The following is a 23,702-nucleotide window of genomic DNA, read 5'->3' on the forward strand; positions in this document are numbered from 1 at the left end:
CAAGACGTCCTCTAGGAGCCTACACACGCCAGGACCGCCGGTGAAAAAATCGGCACGGCGCGCCCCCCAAAAACACGTGGCGCTTTTTAGCAGACATGTGCCGAGCCTGCCAGACAAAAACGAACGCTGGAAAGCTCTCAAGTCCCGAGGCGCTGATGCGCCGCCCACGTTCGCGGGGCGAGCACTCGAGCCACACCGGGGGCCCGGGTCGTCAAGTGCCTTGCTTGGGCTGGCCGAGCTTCTTCTTGATCAGCGTCGAGACCGCCGCAAAGTCGTACGGGTTGGTCACGCGCACTCCGTTGACGAATAGCGACGGAGTACCCGAGACGGAAACCGCTTTGCCAAGCGCCAGGTCCTCGTTCACAACCGCCTCGAAAGTGGACTCATCCAAAGCCTTCTTGAAGGCCCGCAGATTGAGCCCCACCTCGCGAGCCATGCGCTCGAGGGACTCGCGGTCCAGGGCCTTTTGGTTCTCGAACAGCTTGTCGTGATACTCCCAGAACTTGCCCTGTGCATGGGCCGCCAGCGCCGCCTGTGCCGCACGGTTGGCGTCCGTGTGGAACGACAGCGGGAACTGGCGGAAGACGACACGCACCTGATCGGGGTACTGCTCGCGGATCTTGTGGACGGTCTCCACGGCACGCGAGCAATAAGGGCACTGGAAATCGGAAAACTCCACCACCGTAACTTTGGCTGTCTTCGGACCGAATGAGGGTGCGTTCCCCGCTGCGATCTTGGCCTGTTGTTCTGGGGCCAGCGGTTGATTGCGCTCTTCCATGCGTTTCAGATCCGCAAGCACCTTGTCGTATTGGCCGAGCATGCTCTGGCACCGATCGGGCGTAAACTGCTTGGTCCTGTCCTTGACCATGCTGCACGTCTGGGTCTGGTCGCCCAAATCCGCGCACAGCCTGCCTACCAGCTTGACGCAGAGCTTGCGCTGTTCGGCCATCACGCCGATGGAGTAGGCCATGTTGGCCAGCGCAAGCTTGCAGGCTTGAGCCGGCAACAGCTTCGCAGCCTCGGTCATCGAGCGGCAGGCCGGCGAGCTATCACCAGCCTCCTTGCAGATTCGCGCCGCGTAGTTGCCACACGGTCCTTGTATTGCTGTTGCGGCCGCGGTTTTCGTGCCATCGGCGTTCTTTTCGCCTGCCTTGGCGGCGGCTTGACCCGAGGTGGCCTGCGGTTGTTTGGAGGCGCCCTCGCTACCCTGCCACGGCTTCTTGTCGCAGCCATGAAGCACAGCCGCAGCGACCAGGACGGCCGCGCCAGCTTGCCGCCCGCTTGCCCACCATCGCCCGTACTTGCTCGTCATGGTGACCTTCCTAGTGGACCCCAGCCCCGAAGGGCCGCCCGATGTTTGCCCGCGGCCTCGCGCCACATCAGGCCCGCACGCGAGCTCTGATCAGCCACCGGTGTAGCAGGCTTACCCACAGGTTGCCATAGGCAACGGGTACGAGGGTCGATTTCGGGCTGAGCTCGGGCCAGTACCCCTTTGCCGGAAGTTCGATCCGGGTTTCTCCGCCGGCCGCAGGAGGGGGCGAGGGTCGGCTCCGAAACCCGGCCCCCACCGCGCTTGCTCAGGCACCTTCCTTGTCGATGCCGCGCTGCGCGCGGTCGTGCCCGCGGCCTAGCCGGGAGAAGACCCGGATCGGACTTCCGGCCGCGAGCACTGGTGCGGTACCAGGCCGGGTCAGTTTCTAAGCGGCCTGTTGTGGCTCAGCAGGTGCTCGATGCGTGCTTGGGTTTTCTGCTCGCCGCAGAGCGCCAGGAAAGCCTCCAGCTCGAGATCGAGGTATGCCTGCTCGCTGAGCAAAGTCCCTGCCGCGACCTCGCCGCCGCATAGCACGTGAGCGACCCTGCCGAAAATGAACGCATCGTGATCGCTGGCGGCGCCTTGTTGTAGCGTCGTTTCGGCGGCAGCCTCAAGCGCCTTGGCCGCGGCACTTCCGGCAGCGCGCAACCGGGAGGGCTCCGGGGGGTTGTAGCTCGCCTCCGCCAAGCTCAGGCCGCGCTCCTTGGCGCGCCCAAGCAGCTCGCTCCTATGGTTGGAGACCCTGTCCTGAGGACGCAGGTAGCGCATCCGCTTGGCCTCTGCGGCATCCGAGGAGACCTTGCCCTCGCAGATATTGCGCCAGGCCTCGTTCATGAGCGCAGGCTCGCTGGCCTCTGCGGCATCCGGAGCATCTTGCGCGTACCGCTGCACCATCCGCAAGCATCCTCCGCCCGCCGGCAGCAAGCCTACGCGGGTCTCGACCAACCCGGCCTGAACGTCGCTGTGGGCCTCGCACGCATCAGCTGCCATTGCCAGCTCCAGAACACCTCCAAGCGCGTAACCGGCGGGTGCCGCCACGACAGGCACGCCCGCATGGCGCAGGCCCTGCAGTGCCGCCTGCAAGTCGCGGATCACGGTCTCGATGGTGTGCCACGCTCCCGCGTGTGCCGCGCTCAAGAACACGCGCAGGTCCGCCCCAGCTCCAAAGTGCTTGCCCCCGTTTCCAATCACCAGGGCGCGGAAGTTGCGCTCGGCTTGTTCGATGGCCTGGGGAAGGAACGTGATCACCTCCCGATTCAAAACGTTCATCTTCGTGTGCACCTCGAAACACAGGCACCCATCGCCCAAGTCGATCAGCGATGCGCAGGGGTTGGTTTTGACCAATCGAGAGGGGTCGGCCTTGAGGGCGTCGAGGTTGGGCAGCTGCTCGCCTCTTGCCTGGCTCCGTGTGTTCGCACGCGCGTGCTGGTTCGTTCGACCCATGACCCGCACCTCCTTACATCGTCCGACTCACATCGACGTCGGCGACACTACACCATAAACCGGCTCGATCGCATGCGGCGAGCCCGTTGCTTGCGGGTGCAGCAGCTTGCGTGTGCAGCAGAGAGCCTCGATGCCTCTTGCAGGTGCGCCCTTATCCGCAGAGAATTGCTTCGTGGAGCCGGTGCCGCGTCTGACCCTTTCACCCGCACTCGCGCTGGCGCTGGCTGCGACCCCAATCGTCGGTGCATGCGAAGAGCCCCAGAACGGTGGGGAAGCCGCCGCCGCGGACCAGAACGGCGACGCCACGCGAAAACCCGAAGAAGCCGCAGAGGCTGTAGCCTGGAGGCGCTTCGCAAGCGCGCACCGGGGCAACCGTTACGTCCCTCGCTTGTACCGAAAGACTCCGAGCCAGTCAGGAAGCAAGCGTCGGCTTCAGGAGTTCCGCGATTACCGCATTGCACGCGAAGCGGTACTCCGAAACAGCGCGTCCGAGACGCTCCTCGATAGCTACAGCGAAGACAAGCTCGACGATCTCGAACAGCGCGCGTACGTGCTCCAATTCCTGGAACGACGGCTGGCGCGCTCCCTGTATCCCAGTCACGAGCAGCAGCTCAGGCTGCAAGGAATGCAGCACGAACTCGCGCTACTGAAGCGGCAGGCCGATTCGGTGCGCCGGCAGCGGAGCACGCTCAAGCGCCAACCACGCAAGGCGAAGCGCCGTGCGCATGAGTCCGAGCCGCAGCAAGCCACCGCGATCCGACGACCTCGGAGCGTGTGTCTGGTGGACTCGTACGGCTTGGTACGTTGCGTGGTGGAGTCGCGACTAAGCGACGCGTTCATGAGTGGCCACTGGGAAGGTGGCAAATGGAGAATCGACGCCACGGACGAGGCTCGCGCGTACGACGTCGTGCATCGCCTCGATTACCTGGACTTTGCGTGGGAGGCTCAGGCGCAGCGCAACACGCGCGTGGGTTGTCAAAACGGAGCTTGGCTGTCCGTCGACACCTACGGTCCGGGCGCACGGGAAGCCAGTGACCCTGCCCTGCCGTCCACGACGGAGATGCGTTGGATGCTGTGGGCGTGTCGCAGCTTCGGAAGCCAAACCAGGCGAAGCACTCGGCAGAGCGTACCGGGCTCGGCTGCTGGCCTCGGCGGAAGCGACCCCGGCTGGACCCGGAGCACGATCGAGCTGCTGCAGCGCGAGCTCGAGGCTTGCAAGGACGACGAAAGCGGCTCCGCCACCATCGAGGCCCGATCGAAGCCAGGAGCGGTCAACGTTTTGGCCGTACTGAGCAGCGAGCTACCCAACGCGGCCAAGCGTGCGACCCGCCCGCAGATCGAAGCGGCCCGTGATCGCGCTACGGCACTGCAAGCGCGGATGCGCGCGCTACGCGAGGAACGCATTGCAGCCGAGCTGGAAGCCTCGGCGGTCGACCAAACCAGAGCAGCGAAAGGCGCGGAAATACAGGCATTGGCGGCGAAACAGCGGGCCGAGCAAGCGGCCGCCCGTACTGCCGTAGATGCTGCCGTTCCGGCTGGGCGCGGCCAAGCACCGGCAGCGCCTACCCAGCCGGAAGGGGCGGCGGGCGAGGAAAGAGCTCCGAGCCCCGACGAGCTCGAAAAGACGGCAAACGCCGCCGTGTCGCGCTCGGACGACGCCTGGCGCAAGGCCCGCGGCGCAACCCGGCGCGCCAAGGCGGTGGCCAAGCGCGCCCGCAGGGCGCGGGCCCAAGCCCGGACCGTGGCCAAGCGCGCGGGCATCGATCATCTGCCGCCTCCACCCCAGCTCGGGGTGTTGCCCGGTGCCGACTGTGCTAGCCGCCGGCGGCACTTCGATTGGTTCACCAGGCGCTGCGACGGGCGCAACGGCTGGGAACGGCCCGGTGACCTTTGCCACGATCTGTTGCGGCGCAAGCAGCGCTGCTTCGACGGTGCGTCGTACGCGAGAAGCAGCCAAGAGTGGCGGCTTTGCGAACCCCCCCTGCTGCCGGATTCCAGCCTGCTCGCGCAACGCTGTAAGGCACGCTCCGCCGAGCGCAGCGTGGCCGAGGGTGTGGACTCGGCCTGCGACTCCCGCGACGCCCCCCTTGCCAAGATGACCGGCGCGCCCGAGCCGTGCCGCGATCCTGGCCAACCGCCCCCAGCTGGATCGGATTGCCGCGTGGCAAGAGCCCCGCCGCCCGCAAAGGGCCAGGCCTCACTCCCGTCACCCGATCTGATCGCCCTGGGCCCTGTGCAGGTGCTCGACGGCTTCGGTTTGCAGGGGCTTGGCCTACCGGACTCGCCCCACCGCCCCAAGCCGTAGAGCCGGAGAGCTTGTCAAGTCCTTGGCACAGACAACCGCCAGCTACCCGCCGCCTACCACCTACCGCCTACAAGGTTGGGCAAATATCCACGTGCCCGTTCCGTTTGTGTGGTATGGTGGGAGCAGATAGGTGTTTGTAGCACTGCTGGCAAGGCCATGTAGTACTGGTTTAGCCTAGGTGTTGTTAAGCAAACGTTTAGGAGTCGTGTGAGTCGAGAGAAGAACCTCGGCCTCCTTGGGGGGCCCAACAACGCCACCCGCGCCGCGATCGCCATCGAAACGAGTGGCGCGACCTCGGACGAGACCCCCCAAGACATGGCACCCGCTGCACCGCCGGCGCCGGTGCGCGTTTCGGCAAGAAAGCTGATCGTCCTGATGGTGACCCAACCCGGCTCGGGTTTCGACACGAAAGCCACCCTGGACGACGAGAACACGCTGGCGCTGCTGGCTTCGAGCTCGCTGCATGCACTGCAGCAGCTGCAGGCGTCGCACGTCGACGTGGTGGTCTCGAACCAGGCTGGCAACGAAGCCGTAGCCCTGCTCGAAACCGTACGCTACCGCTGGCCCGAAGCCCTGCGGGTCTTGTACCTCGATGAGCCGGACATCGAGGTGCTCTCGGGCGCCGTGAACCGTGCGGCCGTGCACTACACGCTGCGCAGCGACGTAGGGGCGCAAGCGCTCAAGCAGTGCCTGCACTCGTTGCTCAGCAGGGTACGCCCCGCAGGTAAGCCGGTCGCTCCAGAGCGATACGAGCCGCTTGCGCCGCGGTCAGAGCCGCAGGAACGCGAACGCCGGCCCGACGCCGGCCTGTGGCGGCGCAGGTATCCCAACGCAGCGGAAGTCATGGCGGAGGCCACAGAGCGCACGCAGCGCATGGACGACTCCGTTGCGATCGGGCGCGAGCCGGGCAATCAAGCAGCGCAATCCAGTCCAGATAGTGGCAACCTGGGTACTCGCTTCTCGCGCGCGGTTCGGGGACTGTATTGCGTCTACCAGCCGATCGTGTGCTGGTCCCGTCGAAGGGTCTACGGATACGAGGCGCTCTGCCGATCTCCCGAACCTACGCTTGCGAGTCCCGGTGCCTTGTTCGATCTCGGAGAGCGACTGGATCGGGTGGCCGAAATTGGACGAGCCGTCCGCGGCAAGGCGGGCGCACCGTTGGCGAAACAACCCCCGGATCGTCTGCTTTTCATCAACGTGCACACCAAAGAGCTCCTCGACGAAACACTGTTCGCACCCGACTCGCCTCTGGCGCCGATCAGCACTCGGGTCGTCGTGGAGTTGACCGAACGAGCTCCCCTCGAGGACGTCGAGGACGTGAGCGAGCGCATCGCGGCGTTGCGCAAGCTGGGGTTCCGCATCGCGCTTGACGATATCGGCGCCGGGTATGCAGGCCTCAACTGCCTGGCGTTGGTCAAGCCGGACATCGTGAAGCTCGACATGGCGTTGGTGAGGGACGTAGAGCAGATCGCCACCAAACAACGGGTGATCTCCATGTTGACGGAGCTCTGCTCGGACCTGCGGATTCCTGTTGTGGCAGAAGGTGTGGAGACGGCGGCCGAGCGCGACGCCTTGCTCGCTCTGGGTTGCGACTTGCTTCAGGGCGACCTGTTCGCAAAGCCGGGCCCGGGCATGCCCGAGCCCACGCTCTAGCCCGCATCGGTCACCAGCCTCCGGCCCACTCGACCGATCCGCCCGCCCTGGCAGCCGCGTCCTCGTCTCCAGAGCATCCTCCGGGATCGCAGGAGCGAAGCGACGAGAACTCCGATAGCGTTGACTATGCCTCCGGTGCCTCGACTGCGGATCGGCCGCCATCGCAGGCGCCTCGACCGAGTGACCTCGAAGTTGGTGACCGATGCGGGCCAGGCGAACCACACCTACTCCTACGTACATTGGCCCGCGATAGCCTACGGCGGTCTAGGGTCGGCTGGAGGGGGCTGGAGGGGCTCACCGCGGTGGCTGGCGGCTGCGCCCCCACCAGGGCTGTGCGGTTCACAACTGTCTCCACGTGTCGTTGAAGCAGAGGTAACGGTTCACCGGGGCCTGAACGGTTGCAGCACAGGGCCCGGAACCTGCAATGACCAGCCCCAAGATATCGAAGGACACTGCCTCGGACACGGGCTGGCTCGTTCCGGACTCGGGCTGCCGGCAGCGCGATCTGCCCAGTGCGCTGAAGGCGGTCCGAGAACAACAGCGCCCCGTGCGGGAATTGGGGATCGATCTGAGAAAGGCACACCTGACCGGCGCCGAGCTTGCGGGGATTGACCTGTCGCATTGCGACTTGTCTGGAGCCGAGCTCAGCGATGTCGATCTGAGCAGCGCCACGCTCGTGGGCGCGCGGCTCGTGGGAGCCACGTTGTTTCGGGCCAAGCTGCGCAACTGCAACCTCATGGCCGCTGATCTGAGGCAGGCGGTGCTCAATCAGTGCGATGCCGAACACGCGAACTTCGGGCATGCGAACCTCACTGGTGCGCAGCTGTTCGAAGCGAATCTACCCGCGGTCACTTTGGTCAATGCGAAGCTGCACGGTTGCGACCTTCGGTGTGCGCACCTGCGCGCTGCCCTGCTGCGGGGCGCGGAGCTCGCGCAAGCAGATCTCTCGCGGACCGATCTCGCAGCTTGCGACCTAGAGCAATGTCGCGTGGACAACGCGAGCTTCACGGACGCAAAGCTCGACGGGGCTCGCGTGCGAGGCATGGCCGGCTACGAGACCGCATGCTGGATCGGCACGCGCGTTCCCAGCGTAGACTTCTGTGGCGCCTACTTGTTCCGCCGCTTTCTCATGGACCAGAACTACCTGCACGAGTTCAGGAGTCGGAACCGGTTCACACGCATCATGTACTGGCTGTGGCTGGTGACCTCGGACTGCGGTCGTAGTTTCGTCCGCTGGAGTGTGCTCACCGCGTTCATCGCGATCGGATATGGGTTCCTCTACACGAAGGTGTCGGTCGATTTCGGAGATTATCAAACCACGCTGTCGCCCTACTACTACAGCCTTGTAACACTAACCACGCTGGGATACGGCGATGCAGTGCCCGCGTCGATGGCCGCGCAGCTTGTCGCGATGAGCGAGGCGCTGCTCGGCTACGTCCTGCTAGGTGGCTTACTCAGCATTCTGTCCAACAAGCTCGCGAGACGGGCTGACTAAGGGTCAACTGAACCATGTTCGAGTTTCTGCGTCGCAAGCGCATCGATCCACGGCGTGAGCTCCAACGGGTGCTCGGGTCTTACGAGCTGCCATCGTTTCCGGCACTGCTGAATCGGGCGCTGGATAGGCTACGCGATCCAGATTCGAGCCTCGGCGAGGTCGCGAAACTAATCGAAAGCGACCCGGGGTTGAGCCAGAAGCTCATCAGCCTGGTCAACTCCAGCGCCTATGCACTGCGCAACCCGGTACGCAACGTGACTCACGCCGCTTCCATGCTGGGGCGCGCCCAGCTCGAAGCGCATTTGCTGTCCGCTGCAGTACGTGGTGTCCTCGACCGGACGACGGAGCAGACGGGTCAACAGCGGCGTCGTTTTTGGCTGTCGGCCACCCGGCGGGCCGCGGCCGCGCGAGCGTTCGCTGCGGAGCTCCATCCGGCAACCCAGAGCGAGAGCTTCACGGCCGCGTTGCTGCAAGACATGGCGGTGCCGCTCATCCTACAGCATCGGAATCCGACCTACGGGCAGCTCCTCGAAAGGGCGCAGCAAGGCGAGCTGGCCGTGTGGGAGCTCGAGCGGGAGGCCTACGGTTGGGATCACGGCGATGTTGCATCCTGGCTATGCAACGAGTGGAGCTTCCCCGAAGCTCTGGCTTCAGCCATCGCCAGCCATCATGCGGAGATCGGCACCGAGGGCGGGCTGGCCGCCGTGCAGCTGGCTGCCTTGCTCCTGGACGGCGACGATGCCAGCGACGAGGAGCACCTGGTGCAAGTCGCGCAAGAAGCGTGCGGGCTAGCCAGTGAACGAACGCTCGCGCTTCTCGATCGGTGCCGCTCCGAGGCCGACGAGCTCGCTCGCTTGCTCACGTGACCTTCCGGGCCAGGCCATTCCCACCTGTCCGCCTGCCCAGGCCCAAAAGGCCCGAAGCGCGTCGCCCCTGGAAAACCAGACGGAACCGGGCGCCGCGCCTCCGGACGCACGCAGGACCGATGGGGAGCCGCAACAGGGACCGGGACCCGGATCGGGACCCGACGCTGACCCCGACCCCGCCCCGGATTCAGTCCCGACGTGCCACACGCCGAGACACGCCAGCGCTTGTCCGGTTGGGCGCTAGCCCGCTACCGAGTAACCGCAGGCTTGTGGTCGATGCGTGCCAGAGCCGTTTCGCAACGGCTGCGCGCAGTCGCATCGCCGGGGCCCCAGCGGCCGGCGTGGTAGTAGCGAAAGGCGGCTCCGGAGGGCCTGCTCGCATTCGCTTGACGCGTGCCAGCCTCCGACCCGCTCGGCTTGCCAGTTGATCTTGCGGTCTTGCGTTTGGTCAGGGGGCCCGTCCAGGAGCAGACATCGCCGTTTGGCAGGATAGCTCCCCGGCCGCCGCGGAGCGCAGCGAAGCTCAGCGGCCTCGCCCGCTCGTGCCGCTGGCCAAGCAGATCGATCCCATCGCGTCCGTCGAGCTTCACTCCCAGCGCGCCCCCGATCGTCGCGCGCACGTCTACAAGCCCGACGACGTCGTCGATGTCTTTGCCCTGCTTGGTCCGCCCCGGGAGCTTGATCCACAGGGGCACATGCAGGTTCTTTATCGTTGGCCGAGCATGGCCCCAATGTAGCCTCCCATCGGACCCCCTCTCGTCGAGCAGGCTCTCGCCGTGGTCCGAGGTCAGGAGGATGAGCGCCCGATCGTAGGCTCCCAGCTGGCGCAGTGCATCGAAGTAGCGCGCCAGGGTGTCCTCGGAGCTGCGCACGCGAGCCTCGTAAAGCAACCCGGTGAGCTTGCGGTGACAGGTCCGATCCTCCTGTGCCAGCTCGACCCGATCCTCACCCGAGCCCTTGCTGAAAGGAAAATGAACGATCATGCGCTCGCCCCGGGTAAGACCGACGCGTTTGGCGCAGCGCTCGATATCGGCGCGCTCGGCTCCCAAGCCCAGCCCTTTTTCGAGCGTCCGATCCCAGTAGGCCCGTGCGACGCTGCGGTACTCCTGAACGTCGTAGGCATGCAACAACTGGAAGACTGGCTCGGAAGGATACTTGCGGAACCAGCGCAAGGAGCGTTCGAGTGTTGGCCCAAGTGTATGGGTATGGAGCTTGGCCTCAGCGCGTAGCGGATCCCCGATCTGGCGCGTGCGCGAACGACGCCGAGCGGCCAGCACCTGCAGCCCCTCCAGGTACAGGTCAAACCCCTGCGCGAAGCCCGGATGGCCGGATCGAAAGCCAAAGCGGGCACGCATCAAGCCGCCGCCCACGAAACCCAGTGTGGTGTAACCGGCATCCCGCAGGTTCGATACGAGTGACAGCACTTCGCCGCTCGCATGCTGCCCAATTGCACCAGGACGCAAACCCGACAACAGCGTGGAGTGCGATTCCGAGGTCCCGGGGGAGGAGGTGTAGCAACGCCGGTAGCGTAGTGAATCGTCGTGGAACTGTTGAAGCGATGGCGGACGCGAGCTGCGCCCGTCCCATGAGTCTGCGCGCAGGCCGTCGAGGGAAATCAGAATCACCGGTGGATACGCTTCCGCCGTGCGACTGACCAGCACCGGCCACGTCAGTGCGAGGCCGCTATCTGCAGGACGCGCGACCAGTTTGAGCCGATCGCGGCGCTTGTCCTGGCAAAACGACTGCGGAAGGGGCAAGTCGTATCGAAAAAGGCGGTGGGGCTCGCGCGTGAAACGCACCGGATAGCTGCTGCCGCCCACCTCGATATCCAAGGTTGCGACCCGTTTCGCTCGCCAGGTACCGAAAAACCAGCCTCGCAACCAAGGCCGGACGAGCCCCTCACAGTCAAACGAGAACGTCGCCTGGTCACCCTGGATGACGGCTCCCAACGTCGCACGCAGCTTGACCGCCGCTCCCGCGATTTTGCGGGAAGGCCCCGGCCTGATTGCGATGCGCCGATAGGACGAACGCGCTGCGCTGCCTGGGAGCGGTCGCACAAGACGTAGCTGCTCGCCCCCAACCCGGGTGAAGCCAGGCAGCTTGTCGAGGAAGGCGCCAAAGCTGCCGGCACGCCGGAACTCCAGATCGACAGCGGACAGCGCAGGCCGCGACGCAAGCTCCGGCTCGTGTTTCTTCGCACAGGCCGATGACACGACCCAACACACCAGACCGATCAGCGCCATGCGACCATGCGCTGAATAGCAGCGCCGGCGACCCGGACGGCGCCGCGGCAGCACCGCCATCAGCTGCCGATCTGTTCCCCGACACTCTGTACGCGTAGCTCGGCCCGTTCCTGCGCTGACAATTGGAAGACCCCGAACTGCCCCTGCCTGGTCTCGACAAAGACGAGATGGTGCCGCCCGTCGAGCGGCGTACGTATCGCATCAACCACCTGATCCATCGCGCGCACGTGCCGCCCGTTGATCTTGGTGATTATCGCTCCCATACCGAAGAACATGTCGTCTGCTGGCGAGCCAGGGATCACGAAGCTCGCGACTATCTTCGATGATTCTCCGTAGCGATCGTCGATCTCGGCCCAATAATTGCCGGAGATTTGGCTGGAAATCGCGCTGATGATCTCGTAGCAGAGCTCCTGAAGAATCATGCCCTGCAAAAGGACATAGCGCCGCTGCGCCACGTAGGGTTGCGTGTCTATGCCGTGGTTGGGTGCCGGCGTCGCCTCCGCGACCAGCTCGAACGGTCTACCCTTGCGCACACCACACACCTTCACAGGCTGCCCCACGGGAATCTGGCGCACGACATCATAGAGGTTGCGCTTGCGGTTACCCTGCTGGCCTTTGACGATCCCATAACGATCGACGTGATGCTCGTCTATCTGCCGGATCACGTCGAGGGGTTCGATCCCTGCGGACGCAAACATGCCCTCGGGACGCACGCGCGTGACGATGACGCCGTCGACATCGGACTGCCGCAGGTACTCGGCGTTGGTGGGTGAGTTCGGCTGAAACCGCGCCCCGACTTCCGCAACCCGCGCTTCTCTGCTCGACAGCAGTTGCGGCAGCAGCAATTTCGCATAGTTGATTGGCGTGATGAAACCGATGTTGTCTGCGTTGACAACTATCGCGGTGTTGAGCCCGAGCGCCAATCCCCCGCGAGTTATCGCGGGGCCGCCGCTGTTACCGGGATTGATGGCGGCGTCGGTAACAAGCCGCTCCACGGTAACCTCATCTCCGGCCACGAAGTTGGAGAGCTCTCCACCCGAAATGTTCGGCTCGGCCATCCCGAACGGATAACCGATCGCTTTGATGTGCCAACCACGACGCGCCGCATCCGAGTCCGCGAGCTCAACGTAGGGTGCCGATCCCCCACAGAGCCGGATGAACTCCTCCAGCTCGTCGTCGACGAGCTTTATCAAGGCCACGTCGGGCTCCTGACGAGCAGCGATCCCAACGACTTCGGCTGCGAACGTGCGCTCGCTCGTAAGCAAGGACATCACCTGCAGGTTCGTAGCATTGCGCACTACGTGGGCGTTGGTGAGAATCAGTCCCCCCCGTTGCTCGACCCCAATCAGAAACCCCGACCCACCCCAACTGCGCATGGAGGCGAACCGCGGATCCAGAACCGATGGCGCGTTGTCCTCGTCGAAGCCATAGGCCTGGATCTGGACGACGCCGCGCATCGCGATCCTCGCCCCTTCGGCTAGCTCGCCCAAAAAATCCTCGCCCAAGCTCGGTGGCGTACTCGGCATGTTTGAGCGGCGCACTATGGACCGGATCCACTAAACTGACAACCGCTGTGATCAGGAGCAGTCCCCAGCCCCAAACTGCGCAACTGATTGCGCAGTTTGGGGCCCCAAATGTGACATGATGACCAGGGAGATCCGTGTCATCGGTCTGTTGGCGACCGTTCCCCCTGGATCGAGGTGGGGTCCTAGCTATAAGCTTAAACTTGTCCTCCTCGAGCGAAGGCGGATATCGGGGGGCTTGAGCGCCAGGTAGGAGTTCCCGATGAAAGCAGGCCCTCTCTACTCGTTGTTCTTTGTGCTCAGTGTCCTATGCGATGCGGTCGACGAGCTGCTCAACGGCTACGAGCAGAATTAGGGAGTGTCTTCAGAATACTCCCGTCGATCCCGAGGCCCTCGAAATCGTGGGGTCTCCCGCCGCTCCTCAACGATGCACCAGATCGCCTCGTCACGGCGAAAAACCCAACGATTCCGATCATCCTCGGGCTCTCGGTCCGATGTTGAAGGCACTCCCTTGCGCCACCCGCAAATGGCAGCGTGTTTCATCCGCACTGCCCGCGCTGATCAAGAAGAACTGTATCCGGTCCTTGCCCTGCGCCGATTGCCTTCGCCCAAGTTGGCCACTACCGAGGAGGCCGAGTCCTCGAGCTGACGAGCCAACTTCGGACTGCGTCTACGAATCTTGTCGACCACGGGACGCAGGCTCCCAATCAGCGACAGGGCAAGCTCCAGCTCGCCACCATCGCACGACCGCAGTCCGTTCCCCGACCCAGATGTCGGGACCCGATCCGGATTTCGGACGCCGATTTCGGATTTCGATGCCCGACCCCGACGCCGATCTCCGACGGGTCCTTGACTCGGACTCGGACTCCTTGACTCGGACTCGGTATCGGCCGTCCACCTCGGAATCTGACATCCGCCTCCGACTCGGTCTCGGCCCACTGCCTCCGTCTGCCGTCCGCCTCCGCCTCCGACTCCTGCCTCGGGCTCGTCCCCAAAAGCGCAGCTTCGGACCTACGCCCGCCTATCCCGCCGAAATCATTGAACCCCCCCTACTTTTGCACCGGCATGTAGCCAGTTTCAGCCAATACTCCCTGTTTCTCAAGGCCCTGCCGCAGGCTCTCCATTCAGTGTGCGCTCGATGCGCCTGAAGACTTCGCGCTGGGTGACCGCGTCGGGCAGCAGCGTCGTGCGAAAGTGGGTATGGTAGTCCACGTTGAAGCTGCAGCCTGGGGCCAGCAAGACGTGCTCGCGTTCGAGCAGAGCGCGGGCGAAGGCTTGGTCATCGAAATCTCGAAGCCGCGTCTTGTCCACGCCGACGAAAGCGTACATGGCGCCCATCGGCTTGCTCAGCTGCAGCAGGGAGCTCGCCTGGACCGCCTCGATAGCGGCCTTGCGCGACTCGTAGAGGCGACCGCCGGGTGCCGTCAGCGCTTTGATGCTCTGGTGGCCGCCGAGCGCTGTCTGCACGGCCCACTGGCCAGGAACGTTGCTGCATAGCCTCAGGCTGCACAACAACTCGACGCCGCGCAGGTACTCGCGGCTGTCCGCCATCCTGCCGCTGAACGAACACCAGCCAACGCGCAGGCCGCAGGCGCGGTAGACCTTGCTGAGCCCGGACAAGGTAGCGCACAGCGTGTCGTGCACGAGTGTGGCCATGGGTACGAACTCGGCATCCTCGTAGAGCATCCCGTCGTATATCTCGTCCGCAAAGACGGTAAGCCCGTGACGCTCCGCAAGCCGCGCAAGCTCGCTCAAGACCTCGCGCGGGTAGACCGCGCCCGTGGGGTTGTTCGGGTTGATGATCACCAGGGCCTTGGTCCGCTCTGTGATCAGGCCCTCGACTGCGGCCGGATCCGGAACAAAGCCAGCTTCCGGTCGATTGGGATAATGCACGGCACGCGCCCCGTGCAGCGTGACAGCCGCCGTCCATAACGGGTAGTCCGGGCTTGGCACCAGGACCTCGTCGCCCGGGTCGAGGAGCGCCTCCATGCAGATGCCGGTGAGCTCGCTCACGCCGTTGCCCATGAAGACGTCCTCGGCCGAAACGCCCGGGACCCCGCGTTCCTGCTGCTGCATCGCCACGGCTTCCCGGGCCGGAAACACCCCCTTTTCGTGGCAGTAGGCTTCCGACTGCCCGAGGTTCTCGATCATGGCTCGACGCATCGCCTCCGGCATCTGAAACCCGAACGCGCCCGGGTTGCCAATGTTCATGCGCACCACGTCGTAGCCGCTGCGTTGCAGATCGTCGGCGCGGCGGGCGAGCTCCCCCCGAATCTCGTAGCGGACGTCGCTCAGATGATGGCTTGCCCGAACCGGCCTGGACACGCGATCCACCTCGATGCCTGGATCGCTTTAGATCGTGCCATCGAGGGCAGCGAGCACGCGCTCCGTGATCTCCAGGGTACCCAAGCTGCCTCCTAGATCCCGAGTCCGGGCTCCTGCATCGAGCGCGCGCTCTACGGCTCGCTCGAGCGCCGCGGCAGCCTGGCTGCGCCCGAGCGAGTGCCGCAGCAGCATGGCCGAGCTCAGCATCGCCCCGATCGGGTTGGCCACGTCTTGGCCGGCCAGGTCGGGGGCGGAACCATGAATCGGTTCATAGAGCCCGATCTTGCCGCTTCCGAGCGACGCGCTAGGCAGCATGCCGAGCGACCCGGTCAGCACGGCGGCCTCGTCGGTCAGGATGTCTCCGAAGGTGTTTTCAGTCACGATCACGTCGAAGTCACGGGCGTGGGTGATGAGCCGCATCGCACAGGAATCCACCAGCTGATGCTCGAGCTCAACGTCGCTGTGGCGTGTTCCTACCCGTGTCGTGACCTCGCGCCACAAGCGCGACGACTCGAGCACGTTGGCCTTGTCCACGCTGGTCAGCTTGCGGCGACGAGCGCGCGCGAGCTCGAAGGCCAGCTCGACGATCCGCTCCACCTCGGGCGCGGTATACTCCATGGTGTCAACAGCGCGCTCTATGCCGTGCTTGGTCTCTCGGATGCGAGGCTGACCGAAGTACAAGCCACCGGTTAGCTCGCGCACGACCACGAGGTCCACCCCGTTCAGCAGCTCCGCCTTGATGGGGGACGCATCCACGAGGGCCGCGTAGCAGCGAACGGGTCGCAGGTTCGCGTACAAGCCCAAGGCCTTGCGAATGGCCAGCAGCCCTTGCTCGGGTCGGACGCGCAGCCCCGGGTCGTCGTACTCGGGCGCGCCCACGGCGCCGAGCAGGATGGCGTCGGCGGACAGGCAGGCTTCGAGCGTCCTGGCGGGCAATGCTTCGCCGGTGGCCTGGATGGCCGCTCCCCCGATCAGCTCCTCGCTGAACGCAAGGCTCAGCCCCTCGCGCTCGGCGACCGCGGATAGCACGCGCTTGGCCGCGCCGGCCACTTCGGGGCCTATGCCGTCTCCGGGCAAGACAACTATCTTGGCATGCTCAGCCGGCATCGCGTTGATCCTCGTATTCCTTTATGCGCGGGGCGAAAGATAGCAGGTAGTCGAGGCTATCGATTCCTTGCAACAGGCAACGCTTGGCGAACGGATCGACCGGAAACTCGGTGCGAATTGCGTCCCCGGCGCTGAGGCTCTGCTCGGCCAGATCCACGACCAGCGCCAGCGCCGGATCGGCAGCGCGAGCCTCGGCCAGAGCCCGGTGAGCTTGCGGCTCGACTACCACGGGAAGCAGCCCGTTTTTCAACGCATTGGCATGGAAGATGTCGGCGAAGCTTAGCGCTACGACCACGCGAAAGCCCCAGTCCAGCAGCGCCCAGGGCGCGTGCTCGCGCGACGATCCGCAGCCGAAGTTGGCACCGACAAGCAGGATTCGGGCACCCCCGCTCTCGGGTTGGTTCAACACGAAGGCCGGGTCCTTGCGCCAGGACGCGAACAGCCCGTCCCGCAGGCCTTCCCTGCCGGTGACTTTGAGAAAGCGCGCAGGGATGATCTGGTCCGTATCGATATCGCTTGCGAGCAGAGGGACGACACGTGAGCGTAAGCGGTCAAAGCGTTCCATGTCAGAGCTCCGGTTCCAGAGGCAACGGGTCGGGCGCGAGCCTGCGCACGTCGGTCACCGTGCCTGTGACCGCGCAGGCCGCCGCGGTGAGCGGTGAAGCCAGGAAGGTTCGCCCGCCCGGCCCTTGCCGCCCCTCGAAGTTGCGGTTGCTGGTGCTTACCGCATACTGCCCCGGCTCGAGCTGATCGCCGTTCATGGCGATGCACATCGAGCAGCCGGGTTGCCGCCATTGCGCGCCCGAAGCCTCGAATACCGTGTCGAGACCCTCGCTTTCGGCCGCGCGCTTGACTCGCTGGCTGCCTGGCACCACGAGCACGCGAACCCCGTCCGCCACCTTGCGTCCCCGCAAGATCGAAGCGGCCATCCGCAGGTCGGTCAGGCGAGCGTTGGTGCAGCTGCCCAGGAAAACCACGTCCACGGGTTGGCCAAGCAACGGCTTGCCGGGCTCCAGGTCCATGTAGCGAAGCGCGTGCTCGCACGATGCGCGCGTCCGGGCATCGCCGGCATCCTCGGGAGCCGGCACAGCTGCGTCGATCGGAATGCACTGGCCCGGGTGCGTGCCCCAGCTGATCATGGGCGCGAGGTTGCTCGCGTCGAGGTCCGCGTGGCTGTCGAACAGCGCGCCTCGATCGCTCTCGAGGCCACGCCAGCGCGAGACGGCGCGCTCGAACGCCTGCCCCTGGGGGGCCGAAGGCCGGCCGGCCAGATACTCGAAGGTCGTGTCGTCCGGAGCGATCATCCCGGCCCTGGCACCGCACTCGATCGACATGTTGCACAGCGTCATGCGTGCCTCCATATCGAGTGCCTTGACGGCGTCGCCCCGGTATTCGAACACATGCCCGGTGCCGCCCGCCACGCCGAGCTTGCGGATCAACGCGAGGATCAAGTCCTTGGCCGTCACTCCCCGTGGTGGCCGACCTCGGAAGTCCACGGCGTAGGTCTTGGGACGTTGCTGCAGCAGGCACTGCGTGGCCAGTACGTGCTGAACCTCCGTGGTGCCAATCCCAAAGGCCAACGAGCCGAATGCTCCATGGGTGGCGGTATGACTGTCCCCGCACACGACGGTCATGCCGGGCTGCGTGCGGCCCTCCTCGGGAGCGATCACGTGCACGATCCCGTTGCCTTCGCTGCCCACAGGGTGAAGCGTCACGCCGAATTGGGCGCAATTTCGCACCAGCTCGGAAAGCTGAGCCTTGGCAGGCGCGTCGAGCAGCGACATCCCACCCGCCCGGGTGGGCGTGGAGTGATCCATGGTGGCGAGCGTACGTCCCGGGCGGCGCACCCCAATTCCGCGCTCCCTGAGCCGTGCGAAGGCCTGAGGGGACGTCACTTCGTGCACCAGGTGCAGGTCGATATACAGAATCGTGGGGCATCCCTGCTCTTCGGCCACAACGTGGGCGTCCCAGACCTTATCGAACAGTGTGCGCGCAGCGCCCATCAGCCGGCCTCGAGCGCCCGGCGACGGCTCCCGCCGCGCCGCGTGCCGCCAAAGAAACGTACGTGGTCTTCCATGCTATGCGTCTCCGATCCGAACGGGCTTCACGAACGGCATCATGGCTCTCAGCTTCCTGCCCACGACTTCGATCGGATGCTCCCTTTCTGCCGCTCGCCGCCGTTTGAAGTTGGGACCGCCCTTTTCGCTCTCTGCAATCCACGCCTTGGCGAAGGAACCGTCCTGAATCTCGTCGAGAATCTGCCGCATGGCCCGTTTCGAGGGCGTGCCGACCACGCGCGAACCTGCGCTGTAGTCACCCTCTTCAGCCGTGTCGCTGATCGAATAGCGCATGTAGCTCAGTCCTCCACGGTACATCAAGTCCACGATCAGCTTCAGCTCATGCAGGCACTCGAAATACGCAAGCTCCGGTTGGTAGCCGGCCTCGACCAGGGTCTCGAAGCCACTCTTGACGAGCGCACTCACCCCACCGCAAAGCACGGCCTGCTCACCAAAAAGATCCGTCTCGGTCTCCTCGGCAAAGGTCGTGTCGAGCACGCCGGCCCGCGTGCAACCAAGCGCCTTGGCGTAGCTGAGCGCCAGCGCATCCGCCTCCCCGCTCGCGTCCTGGTGCACCGCCAGCAGCGCGGGCACTCCGGCTCCCTCCACAAACGTCTCGCGCACGCGGTGTCCCGGACCCTTGGGAGCCACCATGCTCACATCCACGTTGGCCGATGGCTCGATCGTTTGATAGCGGATGTTGAAACCATGGGCGAACATCAGCGTGCTGCCCGCGCGCAGGCTCGGGGCGATCTCCTCCGCGTACACCGCAGGCTGGGAAGTATCGGGAAGCAACAGCATGACGACGTCGGCGTTCCTGCAGGCGCCGGAGACGCCCTCGACCCGCAGCCCGGCAGCCTTGGCGGACTCGATCGACGCCGACCCCTCGCGCAAGCCCACCGTCACGTCCACACCGTTGTCCTTCAGGTTCAGGGCGTGCGCGTGCCCCTGCGATCCGTAGCCAACGATAGCGACACGCTTGGCTTGGATGCGCGACAAATCAGCGTCCGAACAATAGCGAATTTGTGTCATGTGTTGTCTCCAGCGTTCCTTCACCCGTGTACGTTGGGGGCGGGTAATGCGGTGCCTGACGGTAATGCGGTGCCGGGCGGTAATGCGGTGCCTGGCGGTAATGCGGTGCCTGGCGGTAATGCGGTGCCTGGCGGCAATGCAGTGCCTGGCGGTAATGCGGTGCCTGGCGGCAATTCAGCTTCTTCGGGTGCGCTTTCGGACGTGGACGTCGTTCGGGGTGAAAGCGTGTACGATCTGCCCTCGCTCACGACGCTGCGGGCCATGGCGATGGTACCTGTCTGCACCATCTCGCTGACACCGAAGGCTTTCAGGAGCGTAACCAGCCGATCGATCTTGCCTCGCGTACCCGTGACCTCGACAACCAGCGAGCTGGGGGCCACGTCCACGGCCCGGGCGTGAAACACCGAGCAGAGCTGCAAGACCTCGACCCGTTGCGCTGCGTCGCACGCAACACGAATCAGCGCCACGCCCCGCTCGAGGCTCGCGCGATCGGTGATATCGTCTACCCGGCGAACGTTGACGAGCTTGTAGAGGTTGGCCTCGATGAGCCGTCCGGCCCGCTCGTCGGCCTCGGCGACTATGGTCATGCGCGAGATGCCTGGCTGCTGCGTGCGTCCAACCGTGAGCGAATCGATGTTGTAGCAGCGCCGTCGAAACAACGAAGCGACCCGGTTTAGCACACCTGGCAGGTCGTCCACCAAGACGCTGAAGGTTCGCAAGCTGCGTGAGGCTTCGGTCATCGCTCTACTCCGCTGCCTGTGGCATGGAATCGTCCGTTGCGTCTCGGGTGGCGGGTCGCCGGATCATCTGCGCCAGACTGCGACCCGAGGGCACCATCGGAAACACGCTGTCCTGCTCGACGACCCGGAAGTCCATTACCACGGTGCCCTCGGTTGCTCGCGCCTTTTCGACTCGATCCTCGAGCTCGGACCGGCTCTCGACTCGCAAGCCCGAAAGCCCGTGGGCTTGCGCGAGCTGCACGAAATCGGGGCTCAGAATCGGCGTCGCAACGTAGCGGCTGCCGAAGAAGAACTCCTGCCACTGGCGGACCATGCCCAGGTAGCCGTTGTTGATGATGGCGATGTTGAGCTTGAGCTTTTCCTGGAGGCACGTCGAGAGCTCGGCCGCAGTCATTTGGAAGCCGCCGTCGCCTGCGACCACCCAGACTTCCTGGTCGGGGCAGGCAAGCTTGGCGCCGATGGCGGCGGGCAGTGCAAAGCCCATGGTTCCGAGCCCACCCGAGGTGACCAGACGCCGCGGATGGTCGTGCTTGTAGTACTGCGCCTCCCACATCTGGTGCTGCCCCACGTCGGTTACGATGATGGCCTTTCCCTCCGTGATCCGATACAGATCCTGAAGCACGTGTGCGGCGTGCAGCTGGCCGTCGTCCGGAGCGCTCTGAATATCGTTCTTCGACCCCTGAGCCCTCAGCTCGCCGATCTCCGCATTCCATGCCTGGCGCACGCGTGCCGAGACCCGGGGCCCGAGCTCTCGCAGGACCGCCGCCGCGTCTCCCTGGATCGGCAGCTCCACCACGACGTTCTTGTTGATCTCGGCCGGATCGAGCTCCACGTGGATCTTCCTGGCGCCGGTCGCGTACGTGCGCAGATCACCGGTGACCCGGTCGTCGAAGCGCATCCCGATCGCGATCAGCAGATCCGCCCGCTGAATGGACTCGTTGACCCACGCCTCACCGTGCATGCCCATCATTCCGAGGTTGCGGCGATGCGTGGCCGGAAACCCGCCGAGTCCGAGCAGGGTGCATGCCACCGGGATATCGTTCTTGTCTACAAGCTGCGCCAGCAGGCTGCTCGCGTTCGCCTTGAGGATCCCATGCCCGCAGAGAATCAGCGGTCGCTCGGCCTGCTCGATCATGTGTGCGGCCCGATCGAGGTCCCTTGGCTCCGGCGCGCGCGCCGTCCCTGGCGCCTGCCGTGTGGCTTCGGCGGCCGCTGCAGCGCAGGTCGCCTGCTGAGCATCCTTGGCGATGTCCACGAGCACGGGTCCAGGACGCCCGGATCGGGCCACGTGGAAGGCTTCGGTCAGCGTCGGCACGATCTCCTCTGCCGTGCGCACGAGGTAATTGTGCTTGGTGATGGGCAGGGTGATTCCGGTGATGTCCACTTCCTGGAAGGCATCCGTGCCTATGTGGGTGGACGCTACCTGCCCTGTGATCGCTACCAGCGGGATGGAATCGAGCATGGCGTTGGCTATGCCGGTCACGAGATTGGTGGCGCCGGGGCCGCTGGTGGCGATGCAGACGCCAACCCGACCGGAGGCACGCGCGTAACCGTCGGCCATGTGCGAGGCGCCCTGCTCGTGGCGACACAAGACATGCCGGATCGGATAGCGGGGCATGGCATCGTAGGCGGGCATGATCGCGCCGCCGGGATAGCCGAACACGATGTCGACTTGCTCGCTGACCAAGGTCAGCCAGATGAGGTCCGCTCCCGAAAGCTCCTTGGTCTGGGATGGGCTGTTTTGTTCCATGCGCTGGTCCCTCGAAAAGCAAAAGCCCCCGCAGCCTGCCTGGGCTGCGGGGGCCGAAATCCTTGCTTGGGTGACTGTTAGGTCATCGGCTCCCCGTAGCCCAGAATGAGCAGGGCGAGTACGAGCAGGCTGGCTACTACGAGCAAGATCCCGGATGCGATCGCGCTCCCGCCACGATCAAATAGACCGGCCCGCACACCAGGACTGGGCATGGCGGCCTGAAGGGGCATCATGCTTGCCAGAGCCAACATCGTTGCGCAGCATGAGGCAAGGTTGCTTCCGCGTCAAGCTTAGGGCCCGCGAAAGAACAACTTACACGTTTGGGCGAGGACCGGGCGCCGCCGGCAAGGCGCAACGACGAGGAATGCTGACCCGTCCTAAGGACTTTCCGGGTGGGCATCCATGTTGGACGGGAACTCGGGTCGGGTCTCGGACGGAATTGGCGCTCGTGGGACGAAAGGCGGCTAGCCCTGGAATCTGAATGTTTGGTCAGGTAGTCTAGTGTCCTGGATCTTCGATTCCGCTGGTCCCGGCGTCTGAAGGCGTCCGAATAGGACGCTTGGGATGTGAGTCTCAAGGAAGTACCTCGGGACTGCCAGGCGGTGCTAGACTTCGGTGCGTCACGTACATCGTTCTGCATTGACGTTCTACGTTTGACCTTGACAGTACGGTTTTGGAGGCATGCATGAGAGGGTATCGGCAGGTCGTGCTGGTGGGGCTCGTGACGGCGCTCGTGGCCGGTTGCAGCTGCGGAGACGACGATCCCGTCACTGGAGACGATGCGGCGATCGGAGATGGTGGCATGGACGCCATGCCGCCGGACGCGCAGTCCGACACGGGTACCGGAACCGATTCCGGGCTGCCCGCCGCCTGCCAGAACAGCGAGTGCAGCCTGCTCGACCCTGCGAGCTGCGCGATGGGCCAAGGCTGCCAGCTGCGTGACACGATGGCAGGCGCGCCCGAGCCCGTGTGCGAGGCCGCCGGCACGGGCAAGAGCGGAGACGCGTGCACGACCCCGGCCGATTGCGCACCCGGCCTCGGCTGCAGCGATGCCGACAACAAGTGCCATCAGTACTGTTGCGACCTCGACACGTCCACAGGCTGCCCCCCCAATCAGGCCTGTTGGCTCGAGCTTACGGATCGCGACACGCATCAGAGAACCGGGGTGGGTTTCTGCGACGACTGCGACGACTGCGATTTGCTCGCGCAGACGGGCTGTACGGGAGCCCAGGGTTGCTACTCGGTCACCGAGAAGAACGACTGCACGGCTTGCTTGGCGAGCGCCAAGATGGTCGACGAGGGCATGCCGTGCGAGGCAGCCAACGACTGCAGACCGGGCCTCGGCTGTTACAGCCTCGATATGCAGCCCACGCGCTGCGTGGCGTACTGCCAGTTGCCGGCGATGCCGGGAGGCGCCGACTCCTGCGGCATGAATGCCGAGTGCCAGGACAATCTGGGCCTGGCGGGCGTGGGCCTGTGCGTGCCCAAGTAAGAGCCGCTATGGCGCGTGGAAAGAAGTGCGGGTGACAGGGTATTGATAATGAGACAAAAGGCCGGTGTGCTGGTGCTCGGCGTGGTCCTAAGCGCCTGCGCAGCACAGACGATTCCTGAGGGTTGCATCGAGGACGCAAAGCCGCTCGTGGCTTGTGCTAATATATGGGTTCCTGTCTGCGGTTGCGATCACGTGACGTACATGAATGAATGTATGGCTTGGGCGAATGGGCTTACCTCCTGGAGGCGGGGGGGGTGTTAGCGTAGGAGGGCCGGCGCCGGTCCACTACGCAGCGCAGGGCTACATACACAGAGCGAGGACTTTTCGAGGACGAAAGCGGCTATGGCGCCTCCAAGCCC

The 23,702-nt window shown here is 64.9% G+C and carries 17 protein-coding genes; 5 read left to right on the forward strand and 12 right to left on the reverse strand.

Features of this window, described 5'->3' with window-relative positions:
* Nucleotides 1–211 precede the first annotated feature (211 nt).
* The gene (locus MJD61_05040) at nt 212–1,312 is read right to left on the reverse strand and encodes a thioredoxin domain-containing protein (GenBank protein MCG8554642.1); all 1,101 of its coding nucleotides are present in this window, start codon (nt 1,310–1,312) and stop codon (nt 212–214) included.
* A 378-nt stretch (nt 1,313–1,690) separates the two neighbouring features.
* Nucleotides 1,691–2,755: an enoyl-CoA hydratase/isomerase family protein gene (locus tag MJD61_05045; GenBank protein MCG8554643.1), complete on the reverse strand. Its 1,065-nt coding sequence runs from the start codon at nt 2,753–2,755 to the stop codon at nt 1,691–1,693.
* A gap of 181 nt (nt 2,756–2,936) precedes the next feature.
* Here MJD61_05045 and MJD61_05050 point away from each other — a divergent pair, with 181 nt between their 5' ends.
* The 4 genes from MJD61_05050 to MJD61_05065 all read left to right on the forward strand — a co-directional run bounded on the left by MJD61_05050 (nt 2,937) and on the right by MJD61_05065 (nt 9,074).
* Nucleotides 2,937–5,060 (forward strand): hypothetical protein, encoded by a 2,124-nt coding sequence (locus MJD61_05050; GenBank protein ID MCG8554644.1) that lies wholly within the window; start codon nt 2,937–2,939, stop codon nt 5,058–5,060.
* 207 nt (nt 5,061–5,267) lie between these two features.
* Complete coding sequence (locus tag MJD61_05055) at nt 5,268–6,713, forward strand: EAL domain-containing response regulator (protein MCG8554645.1); 1,446 nt, start codon at nt 5,268–5,270, stop codon at nt 6,711–6,713.
* A gap of 424 nt (nt 6,714–7,137) precedes the next feature.
* Entirely contained in the window at nt 7,138–8,208 is a 1,071-nt protein-coding gene (locus MJD61_05060; GenBank protein ID MCG8554646.1) for a pentapeptide repeat-containing protein, read from the forward strand.
* A gap of 14 nt (nt 8,209–8,222) precedes the next feature.
* Nucleotides 8,223–9,074 carry an HDOD domain-containing protein gene (locus tag MJD61_05065; GenBank protein MCG8554647.1) on the forward strand — a complete coding sequence of 284 codons (852 nt, stop codon included), beginning with the start codon at nt 8,223–8,225 and terminating at the stop codon, nt 9,072–9,074.
* A 248-nt stretch (nt 9,075–9,322) separates the two neighbouring features.
* Here the strand turns inward: MJD61_05065 and MJD61_05070 are convergent, their stop codons facing one another.
* From MJD61_05070 to MJD61_05115, 10 genes are all read right to left on the reverse strand, one after another.
* Nucleotides 9,323–11,377 carry a sulfatase-like hydrolase/transferase gene (locus MJD61_05070; protein MCG8554648.1) on the reverse strand — a complete coding sequence of 685 codons (2,055 nt, stop codon included), beginning with the start codon at nt 11,375–11,377 and terminating at the stop codon, nt 9,323–9,325.
* Complete coding sequence (locus MJD61_05075) at nt 11,377–12,822, reverse strand: trypsin-like peptidase domain-containing protein (protein MCG8554649.1); 1,446 nt, start codon at nt 12,820–12,822, stop codon at nt 11,377–11,379. Before MJD61_05075 ends, MJD61_05070 begins: the two co-directional genes overlap by 1 nt.
* Before the next feature lie 1,116 nt (nt 12,823–13,938).
* Nucleotides 13,939–15,165 (reverse strand): aminotransferase class I/II-fold pyridoxal phosphate-dependent enzyme, encoded by a 1,227-nt coding sequence (locus tag MJD61_05080; GenBank protein MCG8554650.1) that lies wholly within the window; start codon nt 15,163–15,165, stop codon nt 13,939–13,941.
* A gap of 27 nt (nt 15,166–15,192) precedes the next feature.
* On the reverse strand, nt 15,193–16,272 hold the full coding sequence (gene leuB, locus MJD61_05085; GenBank protein MCG8554651.1) for a 3-isopropylmalate dehydrogenase: 1,080 nt from the start codon (nt 16,270–16,272) through the stop codon (nt 15,193–15,195).
* Nucleotides 16,262–16,837: a 3-isopropylmalate dehydratase small subunit gene (gene leuD, locus MJD61_05090; GenBank protein MCG8554652.1), complete on the reverse strand. Its 576-nt coding sequence runs from the start codon at nt 16,835–16,837 to the stop codon at nt 16,262–16,264. The genes leuB and leuD overlap by 11 nt, the downstream gene beginning before the upstream one ends.
* A 1-nt stretch (nt 16,838) precedes the next feature.
* On the reverse strand, nt 16,839–18,275 hold the full coding sequence (gene leuC / locus MJD61_05095) for a 3-isopropylmalate dehydratase large subunit (protein ID MCG8554653.1): 1,437 nt from the start codon (nt 18,273–18,275) through the stop codon (nt 16,839–16,841).
* 75 nt (nt 18,276–18,350) lie between these two features.
* The gene (ilvC, locus tag MJD61_05100) at nt 18,351–19,361 is read right to left on the reverse strand and encodes a ketol-acid reductoisomerase (GenBank protein MCG8554654.1); all 1,011 of its coding nucleotides are present in this window, start codon (nt 19,359–19,361) and stop codon (nt 18,351–18,353) included.
* A gap of 20 nt (nt 19,362–19,381) precedes the next feature.
* Nucleotides 19,382–20,101, reverse strand: a complete 720-nt coding sequence (ilvN, locus tag MJD61_05105; protein ID MCG8554655.1) for an acetolactate synthase small subunit — start codon at nt 20,099–20,101, stop codon at nt 19,382–19,384.
* A gap of 4 nt (nt 20,102–20,105) precedes the next feature.
* Nucleotides 20,106–21,851, reverse strand: coding sequence for a biosynthetic-type acetolactate synthase large subunit (gene ilvB, locus MJD61_05110; GenBank protein ID MCG8554656.1), 1,746 nt, complete (start codon nt 21,849–21,851; stop codon nt 20,106–20,108).
* A gap of 77 nt (nt 21,852–21,928) precedes the next feature.
* Entirely contained in the window at nt 21,929–22,102 is a 174-nt protein-coding gene (locus MJD61_05115) for a hypothetical protein (protein ID MCG8554657.1), read from the reverse strand.
* A 434-nt stretch (nt 22,103–22,536) separates the two neighbouring features.
* Between MJD61_05115 and MJD61_05120 the strand changes: the two genes are divergently transcribed.
* Nucleotides 22,537–23,343: a hypothetical protein gene (locus tag MJD61_05120; GenBank protein MCG8554658.1), complete on the forward strand. Its 807-nt coding sequence runs from the start codon at nt 22,537–22,539 to the stop codon at nt 23,341–23,343.
* Nucleotides 23,344–23,702 lie beyond the last annotated feature (359 nt).

Source organism: Pseudomonadota bacterium, assembly GCA_022361155.1.
GTDB lineage: Bacteria > Myxococcota_A > Polyangia > Polyangiales > JAKSBK01 > JAKSBK01.

Excerpts from the sequence above, each read along its gene's own strand:
- MJD61_05040 (MCG8554642.1), bottom strand. The coding sequence starts at position 1,312 with ATGACGAGCAAGTACGGGCGATGGTGGGCAAGCGGGCGGCAAGCTGGC.
- MJD61_05045 (MCG8554643.1), bottom strand. The coding sequence starts at position 2,755 with ATGGGTCGAACGAACCAGCACGCGCGTGCGAACACACGGAGCCAGGCA.
- MJD61_05060 (MCG8554646.1), top strand. The coding sequence starts at position 7,138 with ATGACCAGCCCCAAGATATCGAAGGACACTGCCTCGGACACGGGCTGG.
- MJD61_05065 (MCG8554647.1), top strand. The coding sequence starts at position 8,223 with ATGTTCGAGTTTCTGCGTCGCAAGCGCATCGATCCACGGCGTGAGCTC.
- MJD61_05070 (MCG8554648.1), bottom strand. The coding sequence starts at position 11,377 with ATGGCGGTGCTGCCGCGGCGCCGTCCGGGTCGCCGGCGCTGCTATTCA.
- leuB (MCG8554651.1), bottom strand. The coding sequence starts at position 16,272 with ATGCCGGCTGAGCATGCCAAGATAGTTGTCTTGCCCGGAGACGGCATA.
- leuD (MCG8554652.1), bottom strand. The coding sequence starts at position 16,837 with ATGGAACGCTTTGACCGCTTACGCTCACGTGTCGTCCCTCTGCTCGCA.
- leuC (MCG8554653.1), bottom strand. The coding sequence starts at position 18,275 with ATGGGCGCTGCGCGCACACTGTTCGATAAGGTCTGGGACGCCCACGTT.
- ilvC (MCG8554654.1), bottom strand. The coding sequence starts at position 19,361 with ATGACACAAATTCGCTATTGTTCGGACGCTGATTTGTCGCGCATCCAA.
- ilvN (MCG8554655.1), bottom strand. The coding sequence starts at position 20,101 with ATGACCGAAGCCTCACGCAGCTTGCGAACCTTCAGCGTCTTGGTGGAC.
- ilvB (MCG8554656.1), bottom strand. The coding sequence starts at position 21,851 with ATGGAACAAAACAGCCCATCCCAGACCAAGGAGCTTTCGGGAGCGGAC.
- MJD61_05115 (MCG8554657.1), bottom strand. The coding sequence starts at position 22,102 with ATGTTGGCTCTGGCAAGCATGATGCCCCTTCAGGCCGCCATGCCCAGT.
- MJD61_05120 (MCG8554658.1), top strand. The coding sequence starts at position 22,537 with ATGAGAGGGTATCGGCAGGTCGTGCTGGTGGGGCTCGTGACGGCGCTC.